The organism is Oxalobacteraceae bacterium OTU3CINTB1 (assembly GCA_024123955.1).
Taxonomy (GTDB): Bacteria; Pseudomonadota; Gammaproteobacteria; order Burkholderiales; family Burkholderiaceae_D; genus Rugamonas.
The window spans coordinates 6,547,819-6,564,000 of sequence record CP099652.1; the positions used below are offsets into that span (position 1 = coordinate 6,547,819).

12 protein-coding genes are annotated in these 16,182 nt (G+C 65.8%); 10 read left to right on the forward strand and 2 right to left on the reverse strand.

Annotated features, from left to right (window positions below; translation table 11 throughout):
• Window positions 1–17: 17 nt before the first annotated feature.
• From NHH73_28570 to NHH73_28590, 5 genes are all read left to right on the forward strand, one after another.
• Window positions 18–2,081 (forward strand): prolyl oligopeptidase family serine peptidase, encoded by a 2,064-nt coding sequence (locus tag NHH73_28570; protein ID USX26461.1) that lies wholly within the window; start codon window positions 18–20, stop codon window positions 2,079–2,081.
• A gap of 84 nt (window positions 2,082–2,165) precedes the next feature.
• Window positions 2,166–4,211 (forward strand): prolyl oligopeptidase family serine peptidase, encoded by a 2,046-nt coding sequence (locus NHH73_28575; protein USX26462.1) that lies wholly within the window; start codon window positions 2,166–2,168, stop codon window positions 4,209–4,211.
• Between the two features lie 61 nt (window positions 4,212–4,272).
• Window positions 4,273–5,487: a 6-phosphofructokinase gene (locus NHH73_28580; protein USX26463.1), complete on the forward strand. Its 1,215-nt coding sequence runs from the start codon at window positions 4,273–4,275 to the stop codon at window positions 5,485–5,487.
• Between the two features lie 13 nt (window positions 5,488–5,500).
• Entirely contained in the window at window positions 5,501–6,181 is a 681-nt protein-coding gene (locus NHH73_28585; GenBank protein ID USX26464.1) for a polyphenol oxidase family protein, read from the forward strand.
• 14 nt (window positions 6,182–6,195) lie between these two features.
• Window positions 6,196–6,921, forward strand: coding sequence for a hypothetical protein (locus NHH73_28590; GenBank protein ID USX26465.1), 726 nt, complete (start codon window positions 6,196–6,198; stop codon window positions 6,919–6,921).
• 209 nt (window positions 6,922–7,130) lie between these two features.
• Here NHH73_28590 and purM read toward each other — a convergent pair whose 3' ends face one another.
• Entirely contained in the window at window positions 7,131–8,174 is a 1,044-nt protein-coding gene (purM, locus tag NHH73_28595) for a phosphoribosylformylglycinamidine cyclo-ligase (GenBank protein USX26466.1), read from the reverse strand.
• 358 nt (window positions 8,175–8,532) lie between these two features.
• On the opposite strand from purM, the gene hda reads away from it, so the two are divergent.
• From hda to panB, 5 genes are all read left to right on the forward strand, one after another.
• Window positions 8,533–9,219: a DnaA regulatory inactivator Hda gene (hda, locus tag NHH73_28600; protein USX26467.1), complete on the forward strand. Its 687-nt coding sequence runs from the start codon at window positions 8,533–8,535 to the stop codon at window positions 9,217–9,219.
• A 10-nt stretch (window positions 9,220–9,229) separates the two neighbouring features.
• The gene (locus tag NHH73_28605) at window positions 9,230–9,901 is read left to right on the forward strand and encodes an HAD-IB family hydrolase (protein USX26468.1); all 672 of its coding nucleotides are present in this window, start codon (window positions 9,230–9,232) and stop codon (window positions 9,899–9,901) included.
• Window positions 9,894–11,318, forward strand: coding sequence for a polynucleotide adenylyltransferase PcnB (gene pcnB / locus NHH73_28610; GenBank protein ID USX26469.1), 1,425 nt, complete (start codon window positions 9,894–9,896; stop codon window positions 11,316–11,318). The genes NHH73_28605 and pcnB overlap by 8 nt, the downstream gene beginning before the upstream one ends.
• A gap of 15 nt (window positions 11,319–11,333) precedes the next feature.
• Window positions 11,334–11,849 carry a 2-amino-4-hydroxy-6-hydroxymethyldihydropteridine diphosphokinase gene (gene folK / locus NHH73_28615; GenBank protein ID USX26470.1) on the forward strand — a complete coding sequence of 172 codons (516 nt, stop codon included), beginning with the start codon at window positions 11,334–11,336 and terminating at the stop codon, window positions 11,847–11,849.
• Window positions 11,850–11,916: 67 nt separating this feature from the next.
• Entirely contained in the window at window positions 11,917–12,795 is an 879-nt protein-coding gene (gene panB / locus NHH73_28620; GenBank protein ID USX26471.1) for a 3-methyl-2-oxobutanoate hydroxymethyltransferase, read from the forward strand.
• Here the strand turns inward: panB and NHH73_28625 are convergent.
• On the reverse strand, window positions 12,755–16,123 hold the full coding sequence (locus NHH73_28625; protein ID USX26472.1) for an AAA domain-containing protein: 3,369 nt from the start codon (window positions 16,121–16,123) through the stop codon (window positions 12,755–12,757). The genes panB and NHH73_28625 overlap by 41 nt on opposite strands.
• Window positions 16,124–16,182 lie beyond the last annotated feature (59 nt).

Genomic DNA, 16,182 nt, shown 5'->3' on the forward strand with positions numbered 1-16,182 from the left:
TACTTTCATACCATCCCATGAGACTCAAGCAATTGCTCGCCCATTCCGCGCTGATCGCCCTCGCCGTCCTGACCGTGCCACGGGTGGCAGCGGCGGCCGATGCCGGCCAACCCGCCGCCCCGGCGCCGGCCACCGCCGCCGCGCGTCCGCCGATCGCCGATTTCTTCAGCAATCCCGAGTTCAGCGGCGCGCTGCTCTCGCCCAGCGGCAAGTACCTGGCGGTGCGCCTGGGCAAAAAGGACATGCGCGACGCGCTGGCTGTCATCACGCTGAGCGACAACAGCGTCAAGGGCGTGGGCAATTTCAGCGACGCCGACATCGGCAGCTTCGACTGGGTCAACGACGAGCGGCTGGTGTTCACCGCCACCGACCGCACCGTCGGCCAGGGCGACGCGCGCTACGCCCCCGGCCTGTATGCGGTCAACCGCGACGGCAGCAAGTTCATGCAACTGGCCAGCCGCGCCGGCAAGCCGTTCATCACGGCGGGTGGCGCCACCGCCATCCGCAGCCGCGAGCTGTTGCCGTGGAATACGTACTTGCTGGGCCAGCCGACGCCGCAGGATTCCGAATTCGTCTACGTGACCAAACCCGCGATACAGCCGACCCGGCAAATCGATTATGTCGAGCTGCAGCGCCTCAACACGCTCACCGGCCGTTACACCTCGTTCAAACGCCCGGGCGACAGCATGTCCTGGCTGCTGGACCTGAACGGCGAGCCGCGCCTGACCACCACCAGCGAGAAAGGCGTCAGCACGATCTACCACCGCGATCCGGCCAAGGACCCCGAGTGGCACAAGCTCGTCAGCTTCAACAGCTTCACCGGCGGCAAGGGCGCGTTCACCCCGCTCACCTTCGGCCCGGACGGCACGCTGTATGTGACCAGCAGCGCCGGCCTGGACAAATCGGCCGTCTACACCTTCGATTTCGCCGCCAACAAAATCGCCGACAAGCCGCTGATCGTGCTCGACGGCTACGATTTCAACGGCCACCTCATCTTCGCCAACAACAAGCTGATCGGCGTGCGGCGCCTCACCGATGCCTGGGACACGACCTGGCTCGACGACGGCATGAAGGCGATGCAGGCCAAGATCGACCAGATGCTGCCGAACACCATCAACCTGCTGACTTTGCCGACCAAGCCGGAGTCGCCGTGGGTGCTGGTGGAATCGTATTCGGACCTGTTCCCGTCGCGCACAATGCTCTACAACAGCGACACCAAAAAACTGAACCTGATCGGCGGCCTCTTCCCGCAAATCGATCCGGCGCGGATGGCGCAGCAGTCGCTGGTCCACTACAAGGCGCGTGACGGGCTTGTCATTCCCGCGTGGCTGACGATGCCGCGCGGCGCCGCCAAGAACCTGCCGCTGGTGGTGCTGGTGCATGGCGGCCCTTACGTGCGCGGCGGCAGCTGGGGCTGGGACGCGGACGCCCAGTTCCTGGCCTCGCGCGGCTACGCGGTGCTGGAGCCGGAATACCGCGGCAGCACCGGCTACGGCAAACGGCTGTTCCGCGCCGGCTGGAAGCAATGGGGCCTGAAAATGCAGGACGACATCGCCGACGGCGCGCGCTGGGCCATCGCCCAGGGCACCGCTGACGCCAAGCGCATCTGCATTGCCGGGGCCAGCTACGGCGGCTACGCCACGTTGATGGGCCTGGTCAACGATCCCGACCTGTACAAATGCGGCATCGACTGGGCTGGCGTGACCGACATAAACCTGCTGTACGACGGCCAATGGAACTTCAGCTCCGACATGCAGGACGCGTGGAAACAATACGGCATGCCGGCGCTGGTGGGCGACCAGGTCAAGGACGCCGAGCAATTGAAGGCGACGTCGCCGTTGCTGCAGGCGTCGCGCATCAAGCAGCCCCTGCTGCTGGCCTACGGCGGCGCCGACGTGCGCGTGCCGCTGCCGCACGGCACCCGGTTCTACAAGGCCGTCAAGGAAGGCAATCCCAACGTCGAATGGATCGAATACGAGGAGGAAGGCCACGGCTGGGCGCTGCCGAAAAACCGCATCGACTTCTGGGGACGGGTGGAGAAATTCCTCGACAAAAATATCGGCCAGGGCGCCGTGCCGTAGGCGGCCAACAACAGCATCGAGGAGGTGGCGGATTTGACAACTTGGTGGTATTGTTCCAGACCTTCAACATTTCACGAGCGCCCCATGCGATTTCACCAGCTGTTCGTCCGCGCCACACTGGCGGCGGCGGCCGCGTTCATTGCCCAAGTCCCGACCGCCCGCGAGGCCGACGCGCCGGCGGTGACCGCCGGGGCCAAGGAAGCGCCGCCGCCGATCGCCGCCTTCTATGACAGTCCCCAGTTCAGCGGTGCGCTGCTTTCGCCCAGCGGCAAATACCTGGCCGTGCGGGTGGCCGGCAAGGAGAGCCGCGATCGCCTGGGCGTGGTCACGCTCAGCGACTCCAGCGTCAAGGTGGTGGGCTCCTTCACCGACGCCGACATCGGGTCCTTCCAATGGGTCAACGACGAGCGGCTGGTCTTCACCGCCACCGACCGCAGCGTCGGCCAGGGCGACAGACGCTACGCGCCGGGGCTGTTCGCGATCGACCGCGACGGCGGCAAGCTGCTGCAACTGGTGAGCCGCAGCGGCAAACCGTTCGTCAACAGCGGCGCCTCGGGCATCCGCAGCCGCGAACTGCTGCCATGGAATACCTATCTGCTCGGCCAAAGGAACGCCCAGAATTCCGACGACATCTACGTCACCTATCGCGCCGCCACCAAGCAGGGCCAGGTCGACTATGTGGACCTGCAACGGCTCAATACGACGACCGGCCGCTACACGTCGTTCACCCGTCCCGGCAACAGCATCAGCTGGCTGCTCGACCACAACGGCGAACCGCGCCTGACCACCACGCTCGAGGGCAGGATCAGCACCATTTATTACCGCGACCCGGCCAGGGACGACGCATGGCGCAAACTCGTCAGTTACGATGCCTACACCGGCGGCGAGGGGGCCTTCAGCCCGCTGACCTTCGGGCCGGACGGCACCTTGTACGTCATCAGCAACGCCGGCCAGGACAAGACGGCCGTGTACACCTTCGACTTCGCCACCAACAAGATTTCCGACCAGCCGGTGGTGCGGCTGGCGGACTACGACTTCAGCGGCAGCCTTCTGTTCGGCAAGGGCAAGCTGCTCGGCGTGCGCCGCCTGACCGACGCGCGCGACACCGACTGGTTCGACGACGACATGAAGGCGATGCAGGCCAGGATCAACCAAATGCTGCCCAACACCGTCAACCTGCTGGTGCTGCCGGCGCGGCCGGAATCGCCGTGGGTGATGGTGACGGCCTATTCGGATCAGTTCCCGGCGCGCACGATGATCTACAACAGCGACACCCAAAAACTGAGCCTGCTCGGCAACAGCCATCCGCAGATCGAGCCGGAGCGGATGGGCCGGCGAACAATGGTGCGCTACAAGGCGCGCGACGGGCTGGAGATCCCCGCCTGGCTGACCCTGCCCAAGGGCGGCGGCAAGAACCTGCCGCTGGTGGTGCTGGTCCACGGCGGCCCCCACGTGCGCGGTGGCAGTTGGGGCTGGGACGCGAACACCCAGTTCCTGGCCTCGCGCGGCTACGCTGTGCTGGAACCGGAATTTCGCGGCAGCACCGGCTTCGGCAACAAGCACTTCCGCGCCGGCTGGAAGCAGTGGGGCTTGAAGATGCAGGACGACATCGCCGACGGCGCGCGCTGGGCGATCGCCCAGGGCACCGCCGACGCCAGGCGCATCTGCATCGCCGGCGCCAGCTACGGCGGCTACGCAACCTTGATGGGCCTGATCAACGACCCCGACCTGTACAAGTGCGGCGTCAACTGGATCGGCGTGACCGACATCAACCTGCTGTACGACGGCCACTGGAACTTCAGCTCCGACATGCCGGACGGCTGGAAACAGTACGGCATGCCGGAGCTGGTCGGCGACCAGGTCAAGGACGCCGAGCAACTCAAGGCCACTTCCCCGCTGCTGCAGGCGGCGCGCATCAAGCAGCCGCTGCTGCTGGCCTACGGCGGCGCCGACCGCCGCGTGCCGCTACCGCACGGCACCAAGTTCCACCAGGCCGTGAAAGCGGGCAACCCCAACGTCGAGTGGGTCGAATACGCGGAGGAAGGCCACGGCTGGGCGCTGCCGAAAAACCGCATCGATTTCTGGGGACGGGTTGAAAAGTTTCTGGATAAAAACATCGGTGGCAAGTAAAAATTTCGCTGTATAGTCACGGCTCAGTCTTATCCACGATATCCACGATAAGGAGCGGAACATGTCTTCAGGCAAAATCCTGGTCGCCCAGGGCGGCGGCCCGACCGCCGTCATCAACCAGTCGCTGGCCGGCGTGGTGCTGGAGGCGCGCCGCTTCCGCGACGTCACCCGGGTCTACGGCGCCATGCACGGCGTGCGCGGCATCGTCGACGAGGACTTCGTCGACCTCACGCGCGAGACCAGCAACAACCTGGAACTGGTGGCGGCCACGCCGTCGTCGGCGCTCGGCTCCACCCGCGACAAGCCGGACCTGGCGTACTGCGAAGAAATCTTCAAAGTGATGCGCGCGCACGAGATCGAGCAGTTCTACTACATCGGCGGCAACGACTCGTCCGACACGGTGCGCATCGTCAGCGAGCAGGCGCAGCAGGCGGGCTATCCGCTGCGCTGCATGCACATCCCCAAGACCATCGACAACGACCTGGTCGGCAACGACCACACGCCCGGCTTCCCGTCGGCCGCGCGCTTTGTCGCGCAAGCCTTCGCCGGCGCCAACCTCGACAACGCCGCGCTGCCGGGCGTGTATGTCGGCGTGGTGATGGGCCGGCACGCCGGCTTCCTGACGGCCGCCTCGGCGCTGGGCAAGAAGTTTTCCGACGACGGCCCGCACCTGATCTACCTGCCCGAGCGCGTGTTCTCGCTCGACCAGTTCCTGCTCGACGTCAAAGCCGTCTACGAGCGCCACGGCCGCTGCGTGATCGCCGTCTCCGAAGGCATCCACGACGCCTCCGGCGAAGCGATCGCCAGCCTGCTGGCCAAGGAAGTCGAGCGCGACGCGCACGGCAACGTCCAGCTGTCGGGCACCGGCGCGCTGGCCGACCTGCTGTGCGACGAGATCAAGGCCAAGCTCGGCATCAAGCGCGTGCGCGGCGACACCTTCGGCTATCTGCAACGCTCGTTCATCGGCTGCGTGTCCGACGTCGACCAGCGCGAGGCGCGCGAGGTGGCCGAAAAGGCGGTGCAATTCGCCATGTGGGGCGACCGCGACGGCTCGGTCGCCATCAAGCGCACCGGCTTTTACTCGGTCGATTACGAACTGCAGGCGCTGCAAGCGGTGGCCGGCAAGACGCGCGTCATGGAGGACGAGTTCATCAGCGCCAGCGGCACCGATGTGACCGACGCCTTCCGCTTGTATTTGCGTCCGCTGCTCGGCTCGGGCATGCCGGACGCGTTCCGCCTGCGCCCGGCGCCGGTGCAGAAAATCCTCAAACGCTAGATTATAGGTAGCGATGGTTATCAGAAGCACGGTTTTAGAGTCGGTGGCGTCGGTCGTGCACGGCTTCGGCGGGCGGCACGACGACATGGCGCAGCACTTTCCGCAGTACTGGGCGCGGCGTCCGATGCAGCACGAGCGGCACGGCACGCACATCGCCGTCGCCGACCGCGCGCACCAGGACTGCGGCGAGGCCGACGGCATGTTCACCGAGCGTCCCGGCCTGCTGCTGGCCATCGCCACCGCCGACTGCGTGCCCGTGTTATTGGCGCGCAAGGACGGCAAGGCGATCGCCGCGCTGCACGTCGGCTGGCGCGGCGCCTACGCCGGCATCATCGCGCGCTTTGCCGACATGCTGGCCGCGCGCGGCGAACATCCCGGCGACTGGCTTGCCGCGACCGGACCGGCGGCCGGCGACTGCTGCTATCAAGTCTCGCCGGAGCTGATCGCGCAATTCGGCGAGCGCTACGCCATGCCGGCGCGGGTCATCGCGTCGGAAGCGGGCAATTTGAACCTGGCCGGCATCGCCGCCTGGCAACTGGAGCGCGCCGGCTTCACCAATTTCTCGGCCGCGCCGGAATGCACGATGTGCCATCCCGGCGACGCCGGCTTCGCCTTTCACAGCTACCGGCGCGACCGCGAAACGCGCACGCCGATCAAGGACGTCCAATGGTCAGTCATCGCCATCTCTCAATAATCCCGGCTTCAGCGTTGTCGCTCGCCATCGGCGCCGCCATGCCGGGCGCGTCGGCCGCCAGCCTGGACCTGACCTTGCAGGATCAGGCGCGGCAGCGCGCGATCCCGATCGAACTGTCGCTGCCGGCCGCGCCATGCACCAAGGCGCCCTGCCCGGTGGCCCTGCTCAGCGCCGGCTACGGCAACGGCTACAAGGAGTATCGCTTCCTGGTCGAGGAGCTGAACCGGGCCGGGTGGCTGGTGGTCAGCGTCGACCACCAATTGCCGACCGACGCCAAGCTCGACAGAAACGAGGACGTGGGCCCGCAACTGAAGGCCATGCGGCGCCGTGGCGTCGCCAACCTGCGCTTCGTGCAGGACAGCCTGAGCAAATCGCACCCCGGCTACGACTGGCGGCACGTGACGTTGATCGGCCACTCGCTGGGTGGCGACATCTCGGCCGAGCGCGCCAGCGAAGGCGACCCCACGATCACCCGCGTGGTCACCCTGGACAACCGGCGCGGCGCGCTGCCGCGCGCGGCGACGGTCAAGGTGCTCTCGATCCGCGCCAGCGACACGCAGGCCGACCCCGGCGTGCTACCGGACGCGCAAGAGCAAAAACAATACGGCACTTGCATCGTCAAGCCGCCCGGCGCCAGGCACAACGACATGTACGACGGCGGCCCCGCCGAGCTCAAGGCGGCGATCGCCAAGGCCACGCAAGCGTTCCTGATCAAAGGCGCGTGCGAAGCCACCCCATAACCAAAAGCAACTCCGGGGTCAGGTCCGCCATTTCTACACGGGCTGGTCGGTATGAGCTGTTGGCGGCTCATGCATGGCGGATTACGCTTCGCTAATCCGCCCTACGTGTCACTGCGATCTGCATGCGGAACTTATTTTGCTCAGTTCAATAAAAAAAGCGGACGACGCGTTGGCGTGGCCCGCTTTCTTTTTCGCACGTAAACCTTGGCTTACACGACGATGGTCTGGTGCTCGTCGCCGACGCGGGCGCGGATCTTGCCGATGGTGTAGACGATCTCGCCGGCCTCTTCCAGCTGCTCGATGGCGGCGGCGGCATTTTCCTGCGAGACGATGACCGTCATGCCGATGCCGCAGTTAAATACGCGGTGCATCTCCGCGTCGGCCACGCCGCCGTGCTGCTGCAGCCACGTGAACAGCGGTGGCAGGGTCCACGATTTCGAGTCCAGCTCGGCCACCAGGCCAGGCTGCAGCACGCGCGGAATATTTTCAACCAGGCCGCCGCCGGTGATGTGCACCATGCCTTTGACTTCCATCGACGCCATCAGCGCCAGCAGCGGCTTGACGTAGATGCGGGTCGGCTGCATCAGCACGTCGGCCAGTTTGCGGCCATGGAAGTCGCCTTCCAGGTCCGGCTTGGCCACTTCGATGATCTTGCGCACCAGCGAGTAACCGTTCGAGTGCACGCCCGACGAGGCCAGGCCCAGGATGACGTCGCCGGGGGCGATCTTGGTGCCGTCGATGATCTTCGATTTTTCCACTGCGCCCACCGCGAAACCGGCCAGGTCGTACTCGCCGGCAGGGTACATGCTCGGCATTTCCGCCGTTTCGCCGCCGATCAGCGCGCAACCGGCCTGCTCGCAACCCTGGGCGATGCCCTTGATGACGTCGGTGGCGATGGCCACGTCGAGCTTGCCGCAAGCAAAGTAATCCAGGAAGAACAGCGGCTCGGCGCCCTGCACCAGGATGTCGTTGACGCTCATGGCGACCAGGTCGATGCCGACCGTGTCATGACGGTTGAGCTCGAATGCCAGCTTGAGCTTGGTGCCGACGCCGTCGGTACCGGACACCAGCACCGGCTCCTTGTACTTCTTGCTGATCTCGAACATGGCGCCGAAACCGCCCAGGCCGCCCATGACACCCTCGCGCATGGTGCGCTTGGCGAAAGGCTTGATTGCTTCGACTAAAGCGTCGCCCGCGTCGATATCGACGCCGGCATCACGGTAGGACAGGGAAACATTTGAAGTTTGGCTCATGGTGTATTTCGCAGCGGAGGCGGTAAAATAGAAGGCGGAGACCGTTTCGTAGCAAAATCGCACGTTTTCAGCGCTTTTCTGCACAAATCCGCGCAAATAAGCCTGCGCGAACCCGGTCAATCCGCTATTTTATCAAAATGCCCCGTCCACCTGCCGTTTTTAACCATCTAAATCACATTCCATGCCATTTCCCCTCGCGCTAGAGCACAAGCACACGGCATTCTGGCTGGCGGCACGGGCGACCCATCCCCTTGGCATTTCGGCACCACGACCCACGGCGCCCCTCTATAATGCGTGACGTATTTAAAAAAAGCGTCAAGAAAAGCGTTATGCAAACGATCAAACCAAGGCGAACGCCATGAAACAGCTGGTGCTCGATTTAGGCGCGGACCAGGCGCACAGCCTCGCATCGTTCGAGGTGGGGCAGAACGCCGAGGCGGCGGCGCTGATGGCGCAATTCGCCGATCGCAGCTCGCGCGAGCACTTCGCCTACCTGTGGGGCCTGGGCGGCGTGGGCAAGACCCACCTGCTCAAGGCCCTGGCCAGCGCCGGCGGCGAGGACGAGCAGCGGCGCGCGCGCTACATCTCGCCGTTTTCGATCGAGTCCGAATTCCAGTATTCGCCCGAGGTGGACCTGTACCTGCTCGACGACTGCGAAAAACTGTCGCCGGTGGCGCAGATCGACGCCTTCGCGCTGTTTAACGAAATCCGCGCCAACAACGCCTTCATGGTATGCAGCGGCGCCGTCGCCCCGGCCGTGCTGCCGGTGCGCGAGGACCTGCGCACCCGCATGGGCTGGGGCCTGATCTACCAGATCCACGGCCTGACCGACGACGAGAAGGTGGCCGCGCTCTCGGCCGCCGCCACCGCCCGCGGCTTGACGCTGTCGCCCGGCGTGATACCCTACCTGCTGTCCCATTTTCAGCGCGACATGCGATCGTTATCGACGATGCTCGACTCGCTGGACCAGTATTCCCTTGAAACCCAACGCCCGATCACCCTGCCGCTGTTGCGCGAGTGGTTGCAGGCGGAAGCGAAAGAATGACGAATCCCGCATGAAGCTTGCCCTCTTTGACCTTGACCACACGCTGCTGCCGATCGACTCCGACCATGAGTGGGGCGAGTTTTTAGTGCGCATCGGCGCCGTGGACGCGGCCACCTTCAAGCGCCGCAACGACGATTTCTACGCGGAGTACCAGGCCGGCACCATCGACCCGGTCGAATACCTGGAGTTCGCGCTCGGCACCCTGGCCGGCTTTTCGCCGGTGCGGCTGGCCGAGATGCGGCTGCAGTTCATGAACGAGGTGATCGCGCCGGCGATCCGCCCGGCCGCGCTGGCGCTGCTGAAAAAACACCAGGACGCCGGCGACCTGGTGGCCATCGTCACGGCCACCAACCACTTCGTCACCGCGCCGATCGCCAAGGCGCTGGGCGTGGAGCACCTGATCGCGGCCATGCCGGAACTCGACGCCGAGGGCGTCATGACCGGCCGCCTGCTTGGCACGCCGACCCAGGGCGCCGGCAAGATCGTCCACACCAAGGCCTGGCTGGAAAAGATGGGCAAGACCTTGGAGGACTTCGACACCGTGTACTTCTACAGCGACTCGCACAACGACCTGCCGCTGATGTCGATCGTCTCGCACCCGATCGCGACCAACCCGAACGCCACCCTGAAAACGCACGCCACCGCTCAAGGCTGGGCTTTAATTGAACTATTCAATGATTAAGAAACTGATCCGAAAAATCCTCGGCACCAAAGACAAAACCGCCAAGGCCCGCGACACCAACACGCCCGCGATCCTCGGCCCCGACGCCCACGGCATCGATCCGAAGCTGCTGTCGTCGAACGCGGTGCGCGTCACCAGCACCTTGCAGGAAGCCGGCTTCGAGGCCTTCGTCGTCGGCGGCGCGGTGCGCGACCTGCTGCTGGGCGTGAAGCCGAAAGACTTCGACATCGCCACCAACGCCACTCCGGAGCAGGTGCGCAAGCTGTTCCGCCGCGCCTTCATCATCGGCAAACGCTTCCAGATCGTGCACGTGATGTTCGGCCAGGACCTGCTGGAGGTGACCACCTTCCGCGGCACCACGCTGGACAACGCGCCCAAGGACGACCATGGCCGCGTCCTGCGCGACAACACCTTCGGCTCGCAGGCGGAGGACGCGGTGCGGCGCGACTTCACCATCAACGCCATGTACTACAACCCGGCCAACCAGCAGGTGCTGGACTACCACGGCGGCATCGAGGATATCCGCGCCAAGACCTTGCGCATCATCGGCCAGCCGGAAGCGCGCTACCGCGAAGACCCGGTGCGCATGCTGCGCGTGGTGCGCTTCGCCGCCAAGCTCAAATTCACCATCGAGCCGGTCACCGCCGCGCCGATTCCGGTGATGGCGTCGCTGATCGACAACGTGCCGCCGGCGCGCGTGTTCGACGAGATGCTCAAGCTCCTCATGAGCGGCCACGCGCTGGCCTGCCTGCAGCAATTGCGCAAGGAAGGCCTGCACCATGGCCTGCTGCCGCTGCTCGACGTGGTGCTGGAACAGCCGCTGGGCTTCAAGTTCGTCACGTTGGCGCTGGACTCGACCGACTCCCGCATCGCCGCCGGCAAGACGGTGTCGCCGGGCTTCCTGTTCGCGTCGCTGCTGTGGCACCAGGTGCTGGAAAAATGGACCGCCTACCGCGCGGCCGGCGAGCAGACCATCCCGGCGCTGCACCTGGCGGCCGACGACGTGCTCGACTCGCAAACCGAGAAGCTGGCCCTGCAGCGCAAGATCGGCACCGACATGCGCGACATCTGGTCGATGCAGCCGCGCTTCGAGCGCCGCACCGGCAAGTCGCCCTACAAACTGCTGGAGCACCTGCGCTTCCGCGCCGGCTACGACTTCCTGCTGCTGCGCTGCGCCTCCGGCGAGATCGACGCGGAGCTGGGCGAATGGTGGACCGCCTTCTACGAGGGCGACGAAGCCACCCGCGAGGATTTGATCGCGACGGCCGGCCAGTCATCGTCGTCCGGCCCCGGCGGCGCGGCGAGCAAACGCAAACGCGCGCCGCGTCGCGGCGGCCGTAGCAAAGGCCCTGCGGAGGCGGCCGAAGGCGGCGCGTCCGGCGGCGGCGGCACCGGCGGCAGCGGCAGCGGCGAGTAAACCGTCCACGCAACCATGGGCATCATCGGCAAAAAGGATGAAGGCGGCTTCGCCTTCACCATCGCCTACATCGGCATCGGCGCCAACCTCGGCGACGCGCGCGCCAACGTCGCCGACGCCCTCGATCGCCTGCAACGCCTGCCCGGCTGCACCCTGATGGCCACATCGAGCCTGTACCGCACCGCGCCGATCGACTCCAGTGGCGACGACTACATCAACGCCGTCGCCCGCATCGCCACCACCCTGGACGCCGAGGCGCTATTGCGGGCGCTGCACGACATCGAACAGGCGCACGGGCGCGAACGGCCCTACCGCAACGCCCCGCGCACCTTGGACCTCGACCTGCTGCTGTACGGCGACGCCGTCATCGCCAGCCCCACATTGACGGTGCCGCATCCGCGCATGACCGAACGCGCCTTCGTGCTGGTGCCGCTGCTGGAACTGGCGCCGGCGATCCATATTCCCGGGCGCGGCGCGGCGAGCGACTACGCGGCCGGCGTCGCCGGCCAGGGCATCGCCCCGGCCACCTGACCTTCTGCACGCGATAGCATTCAGGACTACACTATCGCGGTCCGACTTCATCTCTAAAGGAACCACCATGTCTGGTTATTTGCAAGGAAACGAACTGGCCGCGAGCCAAAAGCCCGCCGCCACCACCTCACCTGCACCGGCCAAAGCGGCCGCCACCAAGGCTGTCACCGTCCACACGCTGGCCAACCTGCGTTCGACGGGCGAAAAAATCTCCATGCTGACCTGTTACGACGCCAGCTTCGCCTCGCTGATGGACCGCTGCGGCGTCGAGATGCTGCTGATCGGCGACTCGCTCGGCATGGTCTGCAACGGCCACCAGTCGACGTTACCGGTCACCGTCGCCGAAGTGGCGTACCACACGGCGTCTGTCGCGCGCGGCAGCAAGTCGGCGCTGATCGTCGCCGACCTGCCGTTCGGCGCCTACGGCACGCCGGAAACGGCCTACGCCAACTCGGTGCAGCTGATGCAGGCCGGCGCGCACATGGTCAAGCTGGAAGGCGGCGCATGGCTGGCCGACACGGTGCGCTTCCTGACCGAGCGCGGAATTCCGGTTTGCGCGCACCTGGGCCTGACGCCGCAATCGGTGCACCAGCTGGGCGGCTACAAGGTGCAGGGCAAGACCACCGACAGCGCCGACCTGCTCAAGGCCGACGCATTAAAACTGCAGGCCGCCGGCGCCTCGGTGCTGGTGCTCGAAGCGATACCGTCGGCGCTGGGCAAGGAAGTCACCGACCTGCTGGCGATACCGACGATCGGCATCGGCGCGGGTCCCGACTGTTCGGGCCAGGTGCTGGTGATGCATGATTTGCTGGGCGTCTTCCCTGGCCGCAAAGCGCGCTTCGTCAAGAACTTCATGGAAGGGCAAACCAGCATCGACGCCGCCATCAGCGCGTATGTCGCGGCGGTCAAGGATGGCAGCTTCCCGGCGCTGGAGCACTGCTTCTAAGCGGAGCCGTGGCCTGCGGGGCGTGCGGGATCGCCACCGCCCCCACGCCGGCCATGAAATCGGCGGCGCCGACCATCGGTAACTCCCCGCACACGGCGCCGAAGAAAGCCTTTTCGCGCCATACATCGGCCGCGCCAACCATGTAGAAGTACTGCTGCGCGCGCGTCAGCGCCACGTTAAGCAAATTCGCCTTGGATGCCGCCCACTGCGCCGACCCGGCATGTTCGGGGTCCACTCCCAGCACCATCACCACCACCGCCTGCTCCTTGCCCTGGAAGGTGTGCACCGTTCCGACGCTGGTCTTGCACCACTTCTTCAACGCGGCGGGCTTCGGCGGCTTGTCCGGCCAGTCGACTTCCTGCAAGCGCTTGCGCACCGCGTCCCTGACCGCCTTGAACGGTGAAATCACATATAGCGCCGGCAGCGTGCCGCTGCGCCGGTACAACTCCACGATCAAGCCGGCGACAAACTCGATCTGCGCCGGCACCACCTGCTTGAACGCGGCCGGGCCGCCGATATCGATCCAGGCGCTTTCCCCCATCGGAATCTCCAGCGGCGCAGGGGTGCGCCGCGGCTCCTCGATCACCATCTTGCTGCCATATGCGATCAGGTTCGCCAGCTTGAACATCGGATCGGCGCAGCGCCTGTGCACCCGCAGCGGACTGCCGATCCACAGTCCGGGGCCACCCTCCTCCGGCGCCAGCGTACCGTGGCGGTTGGCGTCGTCGGCCAGCCGCTGCACCGAGACCTTGTCCGGCGCATAAGCCTCGCCGGCGGTGTGCGGCGAGCGCTTGGACAGGGCCCGGATCAGCGCCAGCGGAACCGTGAACACCGGCTCGATCTGGCGCGGATCGCCCACCACCACCGCGCGGCGCGCGCGCCACAAGCCGCCCACCGCCGCCTGCGGAACCGCCTGGCCCGCCTCGTCGATGAACAGCCAGCCGATCGAACCGGCCCCCATGCCGCGGAACTGCCGCGCCAGCGAGGCGAACGTGGTCGATACCACCGGCACCACCATGAACAGGCTTTGCCAGATCAAGGCGACGTTGGCGTCATCGTCCGGACGAATATTCGTCAACAGGCGCGGGATCGCGAACAGGTTGCCCCCGAATCCGCCGTCCTTGCGCCCCACCTCCGCCAGCCAGGCCTCGTGCAGCGCCAGCGCGGCGGCAAAGAGCGCCGAGCGCAAACCGGCGACCGCCGGGTCGTGCCACAGTCCCTTGATTTGAAAACCGTCGCATTCCAGCTCCTCGGCGCAAGCCGGCAACTCGAAACCGTAGCGCTCCTGCATCGACGCCAAGCGATGCTTCCGCTCCTCCCAGATCCGCAAGCGCTCCGACACGGCGTCGCGCGCCGCTTGCACGGCGCCGGCCGCCCGCGTTGCGGCATCGGCGCATGCCGCCTGCTCCGCCCTGGCGGCGCTCACCTGCGCCAGCACCTCGCGCTGGGCGGCAGCGTTGGCGGCGCATTCGCGGCGGTGCAGTTGCGCCGCTGGCAGCTGCAGCCAGCGTGACCAGAACACGGGCGACTGCCGATCGAGCAAGCGCTCCTCCTCGCGCAAATGCGCCTGCCGCTCTAACAGTGCTTGCAGCCGGCGCCCGGTTTCGGCTTCGTCGGCTGCAGCCCGCGCGGCGCCCGACGTGGCCGATGCCAGCGCGGCCTCCGCGTCCGCGCAGAACTGCCCGCGATCCACGCCCAGCTGCTCACGCCACAGATCGGCGCATTGGGCCAGCCGCGCCACCTCGCCCTCGACGCGGGCTTCCAACTCGCGAAACGCGGAAGCGGCCTGCCGGAACGACGGTCCTTTGTAGGCCGCCAACCACTGGTGGATGTTCTGGCAGCGCGGGTCTGGTTGAACCTTCTCGTTCCAGTTCTTATCGTAGAATTTGGAGACAAAATGCCGACGATTGGCGCTGTTTCCCAACGCGCAGGAGATCAGGCCCCACGGCGCGATCTCCGGCGACGGATGGAAATAGCCCTTCTTGTCTTCCGCCGCGAGGCGGTAGGCCACCGAGCGCAGATACTCGACATGGCGCCAATCTTCGCCAAGGGATTTGAGCTTGGGCAGATCGCTCGATATGTTTTCGACAGCGGCGTTGTTGGACGAGGCGACCACCATTTCAAACCCGGTCAACTCCGGCTTCAGGCAGGCGATCCACGTCGAATCGCCGTTGCGGAAATGGACCTGGGTTTTACGCGGCAAGAAGGCGTCCTTCGCCACCTCGCAGCGTGACAACACCGCCGCGCGGCGGACGATATTTTCCGCGAACAGCTCGCGCAGCAAAGTGGTCTTGCCCGTGCCGGGCGGGCCGTTGACGGCGAACAGGCCGCCGTCGAGCAGCGCCTCGAGTCCGGTGTTGATCGCAAACTGCTGCATCAGGCTCATACTGTGCGCCGGTTGGCTTAGCCAGTGCCCGCGATTGGCAAGCGCGGGATGCAATTGCCGCAGCAGCGCGGCGCGGCCTTCCGGCGTATAGACGTCGATGCGGCGATCGTGCGCCAGCGGCTCCAGATACGCCGCCAGCATCGGCACCTCATCCTCGCGCAGCGACCGCATCGCGCGCTCAAGGTCTTCGATGTAAAAGCTGTTGAGGATATCGATCACCGGTTCGTCGGCGACCGCGTCATCGTCGTCAGAGGCGTCCTCCGTCACTTCGCCGATGGCCTCATCGCTCCCAGGCTTCTCTTTCGGCTTCGGCCCGATGCGCACTTCGAGCAGCAGCGGTTGCGCGGCGGCGGGCGAAAAACCGGCCCAGTCGGCAAACAGCGCGCACAGGCGCGCCATGTCGATCCCGCTCAACGGCGCGCCAAAGGCACGCTCGGCGTCGAAGTCCGCCAGACGGTCCTTCAGCTCGCACAGCGACAAATTGAAGGCGTCCAGCGTCAGACCGTCGGTCCCGTGCGATGCCATGCGCCCGAGGGCCCACGGCACCGTCGACACCGACAACGGATCGAACATCGGTTCGCCCCCCGCCCCCAACGCCACCCGGGCGAAGCAGGTGCGTCCCTCGCCGAGGCCGCGTTGCTCATCCTCGTCCGCTTCCGCCGCCGACAGCGCGGGCAATGCCCGCTTGCACACCGTGGCGATCTCGGCGCGATCGAACAGCCCGAGATACAGCTGAAAGCCGGTGACACGCATCGTTGGCGGCGCCTCGAAGCGGGCGAAGTAATCCGGCGGCAGGCTCGCGAGTTGCTCGGGACGGATAAAACGCAACCTCGACTTGTCTTCAACGTCGGTGACTTGATCCAGATCAAACGGAACAAAGAATTCGATCGTATGCCAGTAATCAAGAATGTCGATCAATTTTTGCCGCGATGATTGAGTCATGGAAATCCTTGAATGCGCCGCACGGTATTGAAACAGTATCGCAGGGGGAACTCTCGGTC

Coding starts and splice junctions, on each gene's coding strand:
- NHH73_28570 (USX26461.1), top strand. CDS start 18: ATGAGACTCAAGCAATTGCTCGCCCATTCCGCGCTGATCGCCCTCGCC.
- NHH73_28575 (USX26462.1), top strand. CDS start 2,166: ATGCGATTTCACCAGCTGTTCGTCCGCGCCACACTGGCGGCGGCGGCC.
- NHH73_28580 (USX26463.1), top strand. CDS start 4,273: ATGTCTTCAGGCAAAATCCTGGTCGCCCAGGGCGGCGGCCCGACCGCC.
- NHH73_28585 (USX26464.1), top strand. CDS start 5,501: ATGGTTATCAGAAGCACGGTTTTAGAGTCGGTGGCGTCGGTCGTGCAC.
- purM (USX26466.1), bottom strand. CDS start 8,174: ATGAGCCAAACTTCAAATGTTTCCCTGTCCTACCGTGATGCCGGCGTC.
- hda (USX26467.1), top strand. CDS start 8,533: ATGAAACAGCTGGTGCTCGATTTAGGCGCGGACCAGGCGCACAGCCTC.
- NHH73_28605 (USX26468.1), top strand. CDS start 9,230: ATGAAGCTTGCCCTCTTTGACCTTGACCACACGCTGCTGCCGATCGAC.
- pcnB (USX26469.1), top strand. CDS start 9,894: ATGATTAAGAAACTGATCCGAAAAATCCTCGGCACCAAAGACAAAACC.
- folK (USX26470.1), top strand. CDS start 11,334: ATGGGCATCATCGGCAAAAAGGATGAAGGCGGCTTCGCCTTCACCATC.
- panB (USX26471.1), top strand. CDS start 11,917: ATGTCTGGTTATTTGCAAGGAAACGAACTGGCCGCGAGCCAAAAGCCC.
- NHH73_28625 (USX26472.1), bottom strand. CDS start 16,123: ATGACTCAATCATCGCGGCAAAAATTGATCGACATTCTTGATTACTGG.